13 protein-coding genes are annotated in these 13926 nt (G+C 63.8%); 3 read left to right on the top strand and 10 right to left on the bottom strand.

The window, feature by feature from the left end; genetic code table 11:
• Nucleotides 1-24 precede the first annotated feature (24 nt).
• From ABMA59_RS09470 to ABMA59_RS09455, 4 genes are read right to left on the bottom strand one after another with little or no spacing between them, the layout of a single operon-like run.
• Complete coding sequence (locus ABMA59_RS09470; protein WP_349005086.1) at nt 25-846, bottom strand: sugar phosphate isomerase/epimerase family protein; 822 nt, start codon at nt 844-846, stop codon at nt 25-27.
• Nucleotides 846-1922 carry a Gfo/Idh/MocA family protein gene (locus ABMA59_RS09465; protein WP_349005085.1) on the bottom strand — a complete coding sequence of 359 codons (1077 nt, stop codon included), beginning with the start codon at nt 1920-1922 and terminating at the stop codon, nt 846-848. The genes ABMA59_RS09470 and ABMA59_RS09465 overlap by 1 nt, the downstream gene beginning before the upstream one ends.
• Before the next feature lie 27 nt (nt 1923-1949).
• Nucleotides 1950-3197, bottom strand: a complete 1248-nt coding sequence (locus tag ABMA59_RS09460; RefSeq protein ID WP_349005084.1) for a class II D-tagatose-bisphosphate aldolase non-catalytic subunit — start codon at nt 3195-3197, stop codon at nt 1950-1952.
• Nucleotides 3194-4159 (bottom strand): carbohydrate kinase family protein, encoded by a 966-nt coding sequence (locus ABMA59_RS09455; protein WP_349005083.1) that lies wholly within the window; start codon nt 4157-4159, stop codon nt 3194-3196. Before ABMA59_RS09455 ends, ABMA59_RS09460 begins: the two co-directional genes overlap by 4 nt.
• 151 nt (nt 4160-4310) lie before the next feature.
• On the opposite strand from ABMA59_RS09455, the gene ABMA59_RS09450 reads away from it, so the two are divergent.
• The gene (locus ABMA59_RS09450) at nt 4311-5330 is read left to right on the top strand and encodes a LacI family DNA-binding transcriptional regulator (RefSeq protein ID WP_349005225.1); all 1020 of its coding nucleotides are present in this window, start codon (nt 4311-4313) and stop codon (nt 5328-5330) included.
• 20 nt (nt 5331-5350) lie between these two features.
• On the opposite strand, the gene ABMA59_RS09445 is transcribed toward ABMA59_RS09450, so the two are convergent.
• The 4 genes from ABMA59_RS09445 to ABMA59_RS09430 form a co-directional block, all read right to left on the bottom strand.
• Complete coding sequence (locus ABMA59_RS09445; protein ID WP_349005082.1) at nt 5351-6100, bottom strand: ATP-binding cassette domain-containing protein; 750 nt, start codon at nt 6098-6100, stop codon at nt 5351-5353.
• The gene (locus ABMA59_RS09440; RefSeq protein WP_349005081.1) at nt 6093-7157 is read right to left on the bottom strand and encodes an ABC transporter permease subunit; all 1065 of its coding nucleotides are present in this window, start codon (nt 7155-7157) and stop codon (nt 6093-6095) included. Before ABMA59_RS09440 ends, ABMA59_RS09445 begins: the two co-directional genes overlap by 8 nt.
• 98 nt (nt 7158-7255) lie before the next feature.
• The gene (locus ABMA59_RS09435; RefSeq protein WP_349005080.1) at nt 7256-8248 is read right to left on the bottom strand and encodes an ABC transporter substrate-binding protein; all 993 of its coding nucleotides are present in this window, start codon (nt 8246-8248) and stop codon (nt 7256-7258) included.
• Between the two features lie 336 nt (nt 8249-8584).
• Nucleotides 8585-9496 (bottom strand): sugar-binding transcriptional regulator, encoded by a 912-nt coding sequence (locus tag ABMA59_RS09430; protein WP_425475887.1) that lies wholly within the window; start codon nt 9494-9496, stop codon nt 8585-8587.
• 146 nt (nt 9497-9642) lie between these two features.
• Here ABMA59_RS09430 and ABMA59_RS09425 point away from each other — a divergent pair, with 146 nt between their 5' ends.
• A complete protein-coding gene (locus ABMA59_RS09425) occupies nt 9643-10557 on the top strand; it encodes a tagatose-bisphosphate aldolase (protein WP_349005079.1) in 915 nt (304 codons plus the stop codon).
• A gap of 10 nt (nt 10558-10567) precedes the next feature.
• Nucleotides 10568-12001, top strand: a complete 1434-nt coding sequence (locus ABMA59_RS09420) for an ROK family protein (RefSeq protein WP_349005078.1) — start codon at nt 10568-10570, stop codon at nt 11999-12001.
• 233 nt (nt 12002-12234) lie between these two features.
• Here ABMA59_RS09420 and ABMA59_RS09415 read toward each other — a convergent pair whose 3' ends face one another.
• Nucleotides 12235-13098 carry an SDR family NAD(P)-dependent oxidoreductase gene (locus ABMA59_RS09415; RefSeq protein ID WP_349005077.1) on the bottom strand — a complete coding sequence of 288 codons (864 nt, stop codon included), beginning with the start codon at nt 13096-13098 and terminating at the stop codon, nt 12235-12237.
• Nucleotides 13082-13861 carry a hypothetical protein gene (locus ABMA59_RS09410; protein WP_349005076.1) on the bottom strand — a complete coding sequence of 260 codons (780 nt, stop codon included), beginning with the start codon at nt 13859-13861 and terminating at the stop codon, nt 13082-13084. Before ABMA59_RS09410 ends, ABMA59_RS09415 begins: the two co-directional genes overlap by 17 nt.
• Between the last annotated feature and the right edge of the window lie 65 nt (nt 13862-13926).

Raw genomic sequence — 13926 nt, 5'->3', positions numbered from 1 at the left:
CGAAGCGCCGCAGCCGCTCGAACTTCATCGGACGACGCCACCGAGAAACGCAGCCACCGCAGCTGCCTCATGCGCCGCGAGGCCGTGGGCAACCAGGTCGCCGTCGAAGCCAGTTGCGCGCAGGCGCGCAATATAATGCGGATAGTCGAGCACGCCCTGCCCGGCCGTGGTGAAGCCGCCCGATGCGGTGCGGTCCTTGGCGTGCGCCATGATCGTACGATCGGCCAGCAAATCGATCGCCTCCGCGACGATCCGATGCTGTTCGAAAATCTCCGCGCGCTCAAAAAGGTTCGCCGGATCGAGCACGATCGCCAGTGCCGAGCTGCCGATCTCGTCGAGCAACCGGCGTGCCTTCGCAGCGTCGGAGACTATGTTGGCAAGCTCGGGCTCGATGCCCAGGCGCAAGCCGAACCGCTCCGCAATCCCCACCGCCTTCTCCATCTCGGCCCGCATGTCACGCCAGGCTTCCGGCGTGGCGTTGTCCGGGTGGCCGCGCCATTGGTCGTCGGGGTCGCGCGTGCCGGTGCAGAGTGTGATCAGGCCGGACCCCATGACACGGCACGCGGCAGCAATCGTCTCCAGGCGGTGCAAACCGTCGGCTCGGTGGGCCGGGTCGGGATGCGCCATATTGTAGGTGCCGGAAACGGCGCAGAGCGAGACCGCGCTGGCTTCCGCCGCCCGAGCGACCGCCATGGCGACATCCGGCGCGATCTCATCCGGCATGGAGGGCAGGCCGGAACAAGCCATGTTGTACTGCGCGGTGGCGAAGCCGGCAGCCTTGACCTCCGCGAAGATCGGTGACGGATCGGTGCCGGCAAAAGTCTTGGCAAAAATGCCGAGCCGCATCAGACCTCTCCGGAGGTTTCGTCGAGGCGGACGGATTTTCCTGTGCGCACCGATTGGGCGATCGCGACCATGGCGCGCACCGAAGCGATGCCATCATGGATATCCGCACCTGTCATTGGCGCGGCGTCGAGGATGACGTCGGCGAAACCTTCCAACTGCCGGCGATAAAAATGGCCGTCGGCCCCGAGCGCGCGACGCGATCCGCCCTCAGACTCGTGAAAGATGTCGACTTCGCTCGACTTGTAATACCAGGGATTGAAGGTCTTACCGAGGATCGAGCCGTTCTCGCCATAGATCTGGAATCCTTCGTGCCAGTCCATGCGCACCGCGACCGTCAGATCGAGATGGCCCAGCGTGCCGTTGGCGAACTCAATATCGACGAACCAGCAGCGCATACCGCCCTGCTTGCTCTGGCGCGCGTCGACCGCGACAATCTCACCGGCAAAATAACGGGCCGTGTCGACCAGATGGCTGCCATGGGCGAGCATGTAGTAGCGATCGAGGTCGGCCTTGGGATCGGCCGACGGTCTTCGCGCCGCCTTGCTGGTCACCATCAGCGGCTGCACGGCGTCGGTCATGGGATAGCGGTGGGTGGAATCGCAATACCACGCTTTTAGCGCCACCATCGCACCCATGCCGTCGTCGATGAAGGCGCGCGCCGCCTGAAGGCCGGGGTCGAATCGCTTCATGTGCCCGACCTGCAGCACCTTGCCGCTTTTTTCGACCGCCGCCTTCAGTTCCCCGACCGCCTCGACGCTGGTGGCGACCGGCTTTTCGCACAGCACATGCTTTCCCGCCTCCAGCGCGCGGATCGCGGCAGGCACGTGGAAGGCGTCCGATGTCGCAATGATCACCGCCTCGAGATCGGGATCAGAGAGCATGGAATCATAGTCGGCAAAATTCTTGTCCGGCGCGTGGATCGCGGCCATACGGGCGCGCAGGTCGTCAGCCACGTCGCAGATTGCATAAAGGTCGGCATTGCGTGCCTTGGTGCAGCTCTCGAAATGCGCAGCCTGCGCAATCGGGCCGCAGCCCAGCACGCCGACTTTGAGCCGTCGCTCCTGCTTCACTGGCACGAAAGCCTCCTGAAACGTTCCATCCGTTCAATCTCCGGTGGCGGCACGGTATTTGCGCACCACCTCGCCAACCATGGTGTCGATGATGCGACGGGCGAGCCCTGCCGGTTCGCTGCCGGCCTCGACCAGCCGTCCTGTGAACTGCGCGACCAGACCCGGCTCCGGTCGCACAGAGGCGATGTTGGCGTAGAGCTTCTTGAGCGCGGTCTGGATCGCGGGGCGCGGCCAATAATAGCGGACACGGTCGGACAGCCCGTAAAGCATCATCGTCACCTCGTGATCGTCGGCAGCGACATAGGCGCGCCAGTCGCGTGAATTGGCGCGCATTTCCTCGGCGATCACCTCAAGGATGCGGGACGGCTCGGTCAGGTTCAACGCGGCTTCGATATGCGCAAGCGCCGTGACCGCCTGACGGAACGCGAAGGTGAGTTCCGGCCCAACCTTGAGGATGGCGAAATGCGAAGCGACCAGTTCGGAGAGCGCACCTTGGGACTGGTAATCAGTGGAATGCGCCTCGAAAACGAGGCCTGGCAGCTCTTCGACCGACCGCGACAGCGCCTCAGCTTTTTGCGGCGCGAAGCCGAACACCTGGGCGTTGCCGAAATCGACGCCCGGCTGGACGACAATGCCGATGACGCGCGAGAATGCCGACATCAGGCCGCGCGCGGCAAGGGCCTGTCGGTGTAACTCGTAAGTTCGCGCCGCCGCTTCTGGAGCCGTCACTGCAAGCGTGTCCAAAACTTCGGTTTCCCCGCCGGGAATGGGCACCTCGGTTCCGATGACGTAGCAAAGATCTGCCTGGCCGGACGCTTCGGCCACAGCGCAAAGCTCTGCTGCGCGCGCGGCCATCGTCGCTTCGTCTAGTGCAACATCATCCGCACACGCCATCGAAGCGTCGAGATGGATTTTCGTGAAACCCGCGGCGACATAAGCCGTGACCATGTCGCGCGCCTTCGCCATTGCGCTCGCGGCCGGCTGGTTCCTCCACGGATTCGGCCCGAGATGATCGCCGCCAAGAATCAGCCGCGTCGGCTCGACACCGGCCTCCCGCGCCAGACCCTCGACGAAGACGCGGAAATCCGCTGGCTTCATGCCGGTGTAACCGCCAAACTGATTGACCTGATTGCAGGTTGCCTCGATCAGGATCGGCGCTTCGTCGTCCCGGTAGGCGGCGAAAATGGCGCGCAGAGTCTCGGGATGGGCAGTGCAGAAGGAAGGGATGCCACGCCGCTGGCCGGCCCGGTTGGCGCGTACGGTGTCGCCGAGCACGCTCATGCGCGGCACCCCAGAAACGCCTCGATCTCGGCAAGCGAACTGTTTCCTTCCATCGGACCGATCTTGCCGACGGCGAGCGCGCCGGCCGCATTGGCCCGCCGCAGCGCCTCGCGGAAGGAAAAGTTTCCAGATGTGACGAGGGCCACAAAGGTGGCGCAGAAACAGTCGCCGGCGCCGGTAGGATCGACGACCTCGACTTTGTGTGCGTCGAATTCCTCGACTACTCCGCTCGCATCCATGCCGACGCAGCCCTTCTCGCCGCGCTTGAGAATCACAAACCGCGCTCTTCCATCGAGGAAGCGGCGCGAGAACGTGCCAAATTCCTCACCCGGAAACAGCACCTCGAAGTCTTCCGCGCTCGGCAGGACGAATGCCGATATCGCAAGCAGCGAGCGAACGGTTTCCATGTAGGACGGGTCGGCCAGCAGTTCCTTGCGGATGTTGGGATCGAACGAAATTGCAACGCCGGCATCATGGAGCGCCCGGCAGATGACGAGCGCGGCCTTCGCCATCGCGGGATTACCAAGCGTCGAGCCGGAAATGTGGAACGCGGCGAGGCCGAACTGCTTCAGCGTCTCCAATGCCTTGGAATCTCTCGGAAAATGCGAGGCAGCGGAATGGGCGATGTTGAAAACGAAGTCGCGGCTGCCGTCGGTATTGTAGCTGACAAAGGCCGACCCGGTCGGTATTCCCGGCACCGTGGCGATCAGCTTGTCAGAGACGCCGACCTCTGTCAGACGCTGCCGCAGCACACTGCCGAAGGCGTCGTCACCAACCGCGCCGGCGAAAATCGCCCTTGCGCCGACACGCGCCGCCTGGTCGATGAATATACCCGGCGCGCCCGATGCGAACGGCCCTACATAGGGTGCGGCGCGGCGGTTATGACCGTCCTTCTCGGTACAGACGAATTCCACCAGCAATTCGCCGAGCGAGCCGATCCCGCCAGATTCTTTCCCGCTCATTGCCAGCGCTTCCAAATGTTGTTGATGCATGTAAACATACTGGTTTTCGCGCGCTAACTCATAGTAGGATCGGTTTTTTCCGGCTGGCAAATTTCTGCTTGCCGGAAGTCGACCACAGGACAAGCCGATGAAGGAAAAACCTGTCAGGACGATGGAAGCCTTCGCCGAAAGCGTCGGCCTGTCGCGCCCGACGGTGTCGAAGTATTTTCAGGACGCCGCGTCGGTTCGACCGAAAGTGCGCGAGAAGATCGAGGCGGGGCTGAAGGCGACCGGCTTTCGACCCAACCTTTTTGCGGTCAATCTCAATCGCCGCCGCTCGAAAATCCTCGGCGTGATTTTTCCGACCTCGCTCGATTCTTTCTACATGGGCCTGCGCCGCCGCATCGAAACGGAAGCCACGGAAAGCGGCTACCTGCCTTTCGTCTTTTCCTCCGACGGCAAGGCGGAGCTTGAAGCCGAGGCGCTGGAGACGCTGACCTCGCTGAACGCCGCGGGCGTCATCATGGTGCCGGTCGGGGGAGACGCGGCACATCGCAGCAAGGTCAAGACGCTGGCGCGCAACATCCCGGTGGTCTTCATCGACGCCCCCTTCGATGACGAGGAGGCCTTCGTCGGCACCAACAACGAGCAGTCGATGGCGCTGATCACAGACTATCTTACCCGGCTCGGCGACCGGCCCTGCTATTTTGACATGCCCTGGGTCAATTCCAACGCGAAGGGGCGGCGGGAAAGCTATATCGCGACGATGCGCCGGCGGGGACTGGAGCCGGAAGTGATCCCGGTGCAGCATTCGACGACCTGGGATTTCGAGCGCTATGCCTTCGACGAGGCGAACCGCATCCTCGGCGAGGGCGGCTTCCCAACCAGCATAGTGCTGTGCGGCAACGATCGCGTCGCCTTCGGCGTGCTTGCCGCCGTCAACCAGGCAGGCAAGAAAGTCGGCATCTCGCCGGATTGCGATCTCAGGGTAGCAGGCCACGACAATCAGCCCCTGTCCGAATACATCTGGCCGCCCTTGACCACCGTGCAACAGAACACGGCCGAGATGGGCAGGCTGGCGATCAACCTTCTGCTTTCGCGCATCGACAATTCGCGGGTCTTCGACCAGCCGCGCGGGCGCGGCGAACATGTCCTGGTCAACGCCGATCTCGTCCTGCGCTCTTCCGCCTGAGAGGCCGTCCGCGGGCGGCCTCAGCCGCCGACCATCAGCTTGACCACCTCGTCATGCGTCGTCTCGGAAATCCTGCGCTCGCCGGCGGTGATGCCGCGGCGCAACACGATGATGCGGTCGGACACTGCGAAAATGTCCTGCAGATTGTGCGAGATGAAGATGACACCCCGGCCCTGCGCCTTCAGTTGGTGGATCAGCGAGATGACCTTGCGCTGCTCCGGCACCCCGAGCGCCGCGGTCGGCTCGTCCATGATCAGGATCTGGGCGTTCCAGTACACCGCGCGGCCGATGGCCACCGCCTGGCGCTGGCCGCCGGAAAAGTTGCTGACCGGCGCTTCCATGCGCGAAACGTGGAAGTCGAGCAGCGCCATGGTGTCGCGCGCGGCGTCGGCCATCTTCTTGCGGTCGAGCACCGGCAGGAAGCCGAACGCCTTCCGCATCGGCTCGCGGCCGAGGAAGATGTTGGCGCCGATCGACAGATTGTCAGCGAGCGCCAGATCCTGGTAGATCGTCTCGATGCCCCGGTCGCGCGCTTCCTGGGGGGTCGAGAAGCTGACTGGCTCGCCCTTGAGCCGTATTTCGCCCGACGACGGGCGATAGACACCCGAGATCGCCTTGATCAGCGTCGTCTTGCCGGCGCCGTTGTCGCCGGCCAGCGCCACGACCTCGCCGGGGCGCACGACCATGGAGAAATCCCGCAGTGCCTGCACCGCGCCGAAATGTTTCGAGAGATCATTGATCTCGAGAAGGGGCTGGGCCGCGTTATTCATCCACCCGACCTCCGCTGAAACGGCGCTGCGCCTGGTCGATCAGCACCGAGATGATGATGACGACGCCGACGCTGATGAACTGCCAGAAAGGCTCGACATTGACGAAGACCAGGCCGTACTGGATGACCGCGATAACGAAGGCGCCGGCAACCGTGCCCAAAATGGTGCCGGAGCCGCCAAACAGGCTGGCGCCGCCGATCACCACCGCTGCCACGCAGTCGAGCAGCAGCGGCTCGCCCGCCTGGGCCGCGCCCGCATTGAAGCGCGCGGAATAGAGCACGCCGGCCAGGCCGGCGCACCCGGCCGACAGGATGTAGAGCCTGAGCAGGTGTGCCTTGATGTCGATGCCGGCGCGCCGCGCCGCCTGCACATTGGCGCCGATGGCGTAATTGTGCTGGCCGAACCGTGTCTGGCTGAGCACGTAGTGCATGACCAGGACGAAGACCGCAGTGATCAGCACGATGTAGGGAATGCTGAGGAAGCGGCCGTTGCCGATCACCGCGAAGAACGAGTTGCTGACGGGCACCGTGGTGCCACCGGCAAGCAGGAAGGCCACGCCGCGCGCCACGCCGAACATGCCGAGCGTACCGATGAAGGGCGGGACACGCAGCCGCGATACCAGAAGGCCGTTGATGACGCCCGGCACCAGGGCGACAAGCACGCCCCCCAGGAATCCGAGCAGCACGGCAAACGGGATGCCGAGTGACGGTGTCACCGCGTTGATGACATGCGCGGCGACCACCGCCGCCAGGCCCATGATGAAGCCGAGCGAAAGGTCGATGCCGCCGGATATGATGACGAAAGTCTGCCCTGTCGCCAGCAGCAGCGGCGCGACGGCGAAGATGGCGATCGACTGCAGGTTAAACGGGTTGAGGATGAAGGTGCCGCCGAAATCGAAGCGGGCCCAGGCCTCGAAGACCAGGATCAGCCCTGCGAGGAACAGCCAGGCGCGCAAATCGGCGATGCGCTGCACCAGCGTCTTGGCGCGGTCGGCGTGGTCTGCCTGCGGCTTGGCATGCGTGTCGGCGACCGATGCGTCGGCCTTTGTTGTGGTCATGGCTGCACCTTGTCGGCGCCAGCCTAGGGGCCGGCGCGCAAGAATTGGTCAAGCGGAGAAAATCGGCTCCCCGGATATGCCGGGGAGCCGGCTCGCGCTCAATCGGAATAAACGTATTTGGCGACGTTCGGATCGGTGACGTTGCTCTTGTCGATGACCGTGAAGCCCGTGCCGATCGAGACCGGGATGGACTGGCCGCTCAGATGCGCAAAGGCCGACACCACGCCGTAGTAACCGATCTCGGCCGGATGCTGGGCGATCGCCACGTCGACGAGGCCGGTGTTGATGTTGTCGACGATCGAGGTCGGAGCGTCGAAGGCGACGACCCGGATGGTGCCGGTCTGGCCGGCCTGCTGGACGCCGTTGCCGGCGCCCAGAGCCGAGAACAGGTTTGCGCCGAACACGCCCTTCAGGTCCGAATTGCGGGCGAACACCGCCTGCAGCTGGCTCGCCGCCTTGTTGGCGTCGTTGTCGTTGAACTGCGTCTCGAGCACGGTGACCTTCGGGAATTCCGCGGCCATAGCGGCCTTGAAACCTTCTTCGCGCTGGTCGGTGGTCGAGATGCCCGGCTTGACGTTCGACACATAGACCTTGCCTTCACCGCCGATCGCGGCAGCCAACGCGCGGGCGGCCATCTTGCCGCCGAGCACATTGTCCGAAGCGATGTAGGAGAGCGGGAAGTCGGCGTCGCCGGCACCGGTCTGGTACATGCCGGTGCCGATGAAGGTGTCGACGGTGATCACGGGAATGCCGGCTTCGTTCGCCTTGCGCAGCGGCTCGACCAACTGGGTCTTGTCGGTCGGCGCGATCAGAATTGCCGAAGGCTTCTTCGCGATCACGGCATCCAGTACGGGAACCTGAGTGACGGGGTTGAAGTCGGGCGCACCCTGGAACACCAGCTCGACGCCGAGCGCGTCGGCGGCGGCCTGCGCGCCCTTGCGCATGGTGATGTAGAAGGCATCGGTGGTCAGGCCCGGAATGAGGGCGATGGTGTATTTCTTGTCCTGCGCGTTAGCCGAGACTGTCCCCAGCCCGATCGCAGCGGCAATGCCCACCAACGCGGTGGCTTTCAGAATTGAACGACGCTCCATGGTTTCCTCCCTGATGAGCTGCTCTGAATCGATTTCACTGAGCTTCGATCGCTCAATGGACATATGATTGGTTCGACTTGGTCTTTCGTCAAGTAATTTTTTGCTGAAAACAATTTCACAAGGCGATCGACGCAAAATCCTGCACTGGATAGAGCCGCCAACACCCCTTGTTCATGCTGCTGTCAACGCTGCGCGACGCCAAGCGTTCGCGTAATATCCCTCCCCGTTCTCGCTCCCATGCCTCCGTCAAATAACATGCCTCGGCCATCGCACTGTCAATAGATTTATGCGCGGAAACCTGAATTTTTCCGCGAAGAAAAATTCGACGCTCGTGATCTACGCCCGATCGAGGATCGCTTCCGCCGTGCGCGTGTCTGTCACGACGGCCGAGATCAGGCCGGCGCGGGCCGCGCCGACGATTGCCTCGGCCTTGTTCTCGCCGACCGCGACGCCGATCACCAGCGGCGCACGCCGAAGCTGTTCGGGCGACGCCGCGATCATGCGGTCCTCGCCCTCCCAGTCGATCAGCCTGCCGGCGGCGTCGAAATAATGGCGGATGACGTCGCCCGCCGCGTCAACCAGCGCCTGCTCGCTCGGCGTGGCCGCGCTGGCGTCGGGCGTGTTGGCCCCATGCGGCAAGCCAACGCCGACGACCGCCGCGTCGATGCGATCCCACAAGGCCGTGCTGTCCGCGATGACGGGATCGGCAAGGAAGGCGTCGCGGGAAGACAATGAGGGAAGGTAGGGTGCGTGGACGAAGTGCGGCACGCCGCCCGTCTGCTCGGCCGCCAAACGCACAAACTCGTTGACCTGGAAATGCGGCTGATGCTGCTGCATGCCGCCGGTAGCGGGGACGACGAACACGCCCGGAATTGCCGGCAGGCCGGCCTCGACCACGGCGCGCACCGCCCGCCCCCAGCCGATCGCCAGCACGGAGCCAGCATGAAGCCCGGCCTGCGCGAGCATCGCGCCCAATGGGTCCGCCAGCGCCGGAAGAATGCCGGCGCTCGGGGCCTCGACCACGGCAGCCCGCTTGAGCCCGAGCTTGCCGATCAGATCGCTGGTCAGCGCATCGGGGGCGGCCAAATCGCGGATCTCGATGCGCACGATGCCTTCGGCGCGCGCCCGTTGCAGCAGGCGCGAGATCGTCGCGGTCGACACGCCGAGACGCTTGGCGATGTCGACCTGGCTCATCTCGCCTTCGTAGTGAAGCTTGGCGACCGCGTGCAGCGTGGCGCGCGAGTTTATGTCCGATGGTTGCGCAGGCAGCTTGCAATTCCTTTCAGCAATATGTTACAGCGTAGCGCCAAGTACCTCGCTCCGCAATGACCAATCCGTTGGCAACGATGCCAGGCATCGTTGCCGCATGAACATATAGATGGAAGAAGACGCCCATGGCACGCATGACGACAGCAGAACTGCGCGGCTACCACCAGATTTGCGGCAGCGACGGGGCCATGATGGTGATCGCCTGTGACCAGCGCGGCAGCATGCGGTCCTTGCTTACCAGCGACAAGGACGAGCAGGCGAAGATCAGCAACGACATGCTCGGCGACGTCAAGGCCGACATCACGAAATATCTGGCGAGCAAGGCGTCCTGCGTGCTGGTCGACCCGGTCTGCGCGGTGCCGCACCTGGTCGACAAGGGCCTGATCGACCGTGGCACGGCGCTGCTCATCGGCATCGACGCTTCGGGTTGGGACACGTCGCCCGAGGGTTACAGACTGTCGAAGCTGGTCGATGGCATCACGGCGCGGCGCGTGCGCGAACTTGGCGGCACCGGCGGCAAGATCATGGTCTATCTGCGCTCCGACACGCCGGCCGCCAATACGCACAATATCGACATCCTCGACCGGGTCGTCGACGATTTCGCCGGGGAAGACCTGTTGCTGGTGGTCGAGTTCCTGACCTATGCACTGGAGGGCGAAAGCCCCGAGGCCTATGCGGCAAAAATACCGGAACTGATCCAGGGCGGCTCGAAGATCTGCCTGGATCATGGCGCGAAGGTGCTGAAAATCCCCTATCCCGGTTCCCCGGAATCCTGTGCGGCGGTGACGGAACTTGCGGGCGACGTGCCGTGGGCGGTGCTGTCGGCCGGCGTCAACCACGAGACTTTTCTGGGCCAGGTCGACGTCGCCATGGCGAACGGCGCGTCCGGCGTCATTGCCGGACGCTCGCTGTGGAAAGACTGCATCTCGCTCGACCGCACCCTCACCCGGCAGCGGCTGGAGACGGTCGCCGTACCGCGCCTGCGCGAGATCCAGGCCGTGATCGGCCGGCATCGCGCACCGGCCGTGAAAGTCGCCTGACCCCGACGCCATGAGCAGGAGCGCGATAGGCGTCGACATCGGCGGCACGCATCTTCGCGCCGCACTCGTCGACGAGGAAGGCACGATCCTCAAACGCGCCAGGGCGGCAAGTTCGCCAGATCCGCAAGTCGTGCTCGAACGGATCGGGGAGCTGATCGCCGGACTGGACACCCCGACGGTCTCCGCAATCGGCATCGGCGTCCCCGGCCGGGTCGATTTCGCCAGCCGCAAGGTATTCTCGGGTGGCTTCGTCAACCTTTCCGGTGTGGCGCTGGCCGAGCGGATCGAGGAGCGGTTCGGGCGCCCGGTGACGGTCGACAACGACTGCACCATGGCGCTGGTGGCCGAAGCCGCGTTGGGCGCGGCGAAGGGGCTTCAAAACGTCGTCATGCTGACCATCGGCACGGGCATCGGCGGCGCGGCGATCGAGGCCGGGCGCGTGGTGCGCGGGCGGGCGACGGCGGGTCAGCTCGGCCATATCGGCATCGATCCGAACGGGCTGATCTGCGCCTGCGGCAAGCGTGGCTGCGTCGAGACGACAAGTTCGGGCACCGCGCTCGGCCGGCACATCGCCGAGGCCGGCCTTGCTGCGGGCACAACGGCGGCGGAACTGCTTTCGCGGCGCGATCAGGGCGACGCAGCCGCTACGAATATCCTGCATGCCTGGGCCGCGCCGCTGCGCCTCGCCATCGACAATCTGGTGACGACCCTCGATCCCGATATCGTCGTGCTCGGCGGTGGTCTCGGCGAGGCGGCCTGCGTGGCCCTTGTCGCAGTGCCGGAAGCAAAATCATGGTTCCGCAGCCATGTCGTTGCAGCCATGCTGGGCGACGATGCCGGCGTGATCGGCGCGGGCGTCACCGCGTTGCGGGCGGCGGCGCCGGCCGGCAAGCGGTTGGTCATGGTCAACGGCGTGCCGGCCAGCGGCAAGAGCCGGGTCGCGAAAAAACTGGCCGAGGCGACCGGCTGGCCGCTGCTTTCGCTGGACACGGTGAAGAACCCGTTCCTTGAAGAGATCGAAGGGGTCGACAGGACCTTCAACCGGAAGCTCGGCCGGGCGAGCCTCAAGGCGATGTTCGCGGTCCTGGCTGAAGCGCCGGCGGATGCAACCGTCATCATGGACGCATGGTTCGGATTCCAGCCCCGCGAATTGCTGGCGGATTTGATTGCCGGATCAGAGGTAGATGCTATTGCCGAAATCTGGTGCACAGCACCTCCCGAGACGATCGGCGCGCGCTATGGCGCCCGGGTGGGTAAGCGCCTGCCTGGCCATCCTGGCGCCGACTACGTCCCCGAACTGATTGCACTAGCCAGTCGCGCCGAGCCGATACGGTTCGGACCGGTGCTGACTGTGGACACGACGAAGAAAAAGGTGGATGCCAAAGCGCTTCGCAAGTGGCTTTGCCATGCGCTGCCTTCTGTGTCTGCCAAGCGAACGCACTGAGGCATTTCCCCGCAGGCCGCGGATGACGCTGCTATTCGCCGGGACGAGCGGGATGAGGTACGCCTGGAAGGCGTGACAGGGATCGGGCTTGCCGACGCTCGCCGTTGAGATCAGGATACCAGCCGCCGCGTTCGTGATCGATAAAATGATCGGTCATGAAACCCGGATGCGACGAAACCGTTCTTCGAAAGGCGCATCACCGCCACGAGTTCCACTCGCCGCCCGTTAGACCGTCATATTCGTGTTCGCTGCAACTGCCCGATAAGAGGCAGTATCATTGCCGTCGGCATTAGCGAAGCAGCGAGAACCGCCAGCTTCGCTGAAACGCCAGGCACAACCAGTCGGCGCTTTCGTTCGAAGCCGCGCCATGCGCATTCAGCGACGAACTCGGCGTCCGTCTTCGGCAGAAATCGAAAGAGAGGCGCCTTTCTGGCCCCCGCCTTTTCAAGAAATTTCGTTCGGACTGGACCGGGTGTCACGCATGTGACTGTGACGCCCGTCCGGCGCAGTTCCTCGTGGAGCGCGTTCGAGTACGATCTGACATACGCTTTGCTCGCGTAATACGCGGACATATGCGGGCCGGGGAGGAACCCGGCCACTGAACCGAGATTGATCACACCCCCTCGGTCTCGGGCCACCATCCCCGGCAGGAATTGGAGCGTCAGTCCGGTCAGAGCGCGTATGTTGACGTCGACGATGCCAACCTGTTCCTCGATTGGCAGTTTCGCAGCCTCCCCCCGCAGTCCATAGCCGGCGCTGTTGACGAGTATGTGGCAGACAAGGCCGTGCCTTGACAGAAAATCCGACAGGCGAGCCGGTGCATCGTCCGAGATAAGATCAACCGCGAACGACAGCGCCTTGCCACCGGCTTGCCGGATTTGGTCTGCCACGGCATTCAACTTCTTCGGTGAACGAGCAACGAGCACGACCGTGCCGTGCTCGCGGCGCGCAGACATCGCCATGGCCCTGCCAATCCCAGCAGAGCCACCGGTGATGATGATAGCTGGTTGCAGTGTCTCGAATGTCGACGGGCCGCGCTCATCAATGGAAACGGCAGAGCGCCCTCCCGATGAACAAGCATCAGCGCTGCTGGTCATTGGCTGGATCCCTCCGCCCGGTGCCCGCCAGCCGCGTCACCTCGCCCGAGACCGTCTCGTTGAGTATGGCCTCGAATCTTACGAGCGCGCGGGCGACGTTTGCCCCATCCATGACTCGATGATCATAGTGGATCCGAACATCCACGAATCCGCTTTTGTCGATCCTGCCGTAGTTGAACAGCGTCGTCAGGGGAGACAGCGGATTGAGCGATTCGGCTCCGAGGCCGGAATAGACGGAAAGCTGGAAGGTGCCGAAATGATTCGCCCGCTGCCGGCCGATGTTCAATCCCAGCCACATGAGCGGACGCCTGAGAATTGCCGGCATGCCAGCGAACTTCAGGGCCTGCCGGAACTCCTTGATCTCCTCGATCGGACGGGAACGCGCCGCCTCGATCAACCGATCGAGTTCCAAAATGGAGCGCTGTTCCGGTTCCTTGATGCGGCTAAGCAATACTGCGCGTTCACCTTCGTAGTCGCGTTCGTGTGCCACGGAGGCCACGTTCGAAGGGTATTCGTAAAGCCGTGGCCAGGGGAATTTGATGTAGGCGCGACGTAACTCGGGCGTCTCAGCGGCGAGAAGAGCATATCCTTTCAGGAAGATCGCGGTCCATGACGGCCGGGGTTCCGATGCGTCACGTGTATCCAACAACGTGCCTAAATTCATGCGGCGCTGGACGGTGACGCGTGGCACCGAAACTGAAAACCGCATCAGGTCGCATACCAGCCGTCTTGGCGCTGAAAGCTTGAGAACACGGCCTTTCATGGCATGACCTCTCCCGTCCCAGTAATCTCAATGCCTTGCGGCTGGCGGGCTACGGCTTCGAACGT

The sequence above is a fragment of the Mesorhizobium yinganensis genome, assembly GCF_040081985.1.
GTDB lineage: Bacteria > Pseudomonadota > Alphaproteobacteria > Rhizobiales > Rhizobiaceae > Kumtagia > Kumtagia yinganensis.
This window is presented reverse-complemented; position numbering and strand designations above follow the sequence as displayed.

Bases quoted from the DNA above. Each gene is read 5' to 3' on its own strand.
- ABMA59_RS09470 (WP_349005086.1), bottom strand. From the start codon at position 846: ATGCGGCTCGGCATTTTTGCCAAGACTTTTGCCGGCACCGATCCGTCA.
- ABMA59_RS09460 (WP_349005084.1), bottom strand. From the start codon at position 3,197: ATGAGCGTGCTCGGCGACACCGTACGCGCCAACCGGGCCGGCCAGCGG.
- ABMA59_RS09455 (WP_349005083.1), bottom strand. From the start codon at position 4,159: ATGAGCGGGAAAGAATCTGGCGGGATCGGCTCGCTCGGCGAATTGCTG.
- ABMA59_RS09450 (WP_349005225.1), top strand. From the start codon at position 4,311: ATGGAAGCCTTCGCCGAAAGCGTCGGCCTGTCGCGCCCGACGGTGTCG.
- ABMA59_RS09445 (WP_349005082.1), bottom strand. From the start codon at position 6,100: ATGAATAACGCGGCCCAGCCCCTTCTCGAGATCAATGATCTCTCGAAA.
- ABMA59_RS09440 (WP_349005081.1), bottom strand. From the start codon at position 7,157: ATGACCACAACAAAGGCCGACGCATCGGTCGCCGACACGCATGCCAAG.
- ABMA59_RS09435 (WP_349005080.1), bottom strand. From the start codon at position 8,248: ATGGAGCGTCGTTCAATTCTGAAAGCCACCGCGTTGGTGGGCATTGCC.
- ABMA59_RS09425 (WP_349005079.1), top strand. From the start codon at position 9,643: ATGGCACGCATGACGACAGCAGAACTGCGCGGCTACCACCAGATTTGC.
- ABMA59_RS09420 (WP_349005078.1), top strand. From the start codon at position 10,568: ATGAGCAGGAGCGCGATAGGCGTCGACATCGGCGGCACGCATCTTCGC.
- ABMA59_RS09415 (WP_349005077.1), bottom strand. From the start codon at position 13,098: ATGACCAGCAGCGCTGATGCTTGTTCATCGGGAGGGCGCTCTGCCGTT.
- ABMA59_RS09410 (WP_349005076.1), bottom strand. From the start codon at position 13,861: ATGAAAGGCCGTGTTCTCAAGCTTTCAGCGCCAAGACGGCTGGTATGC.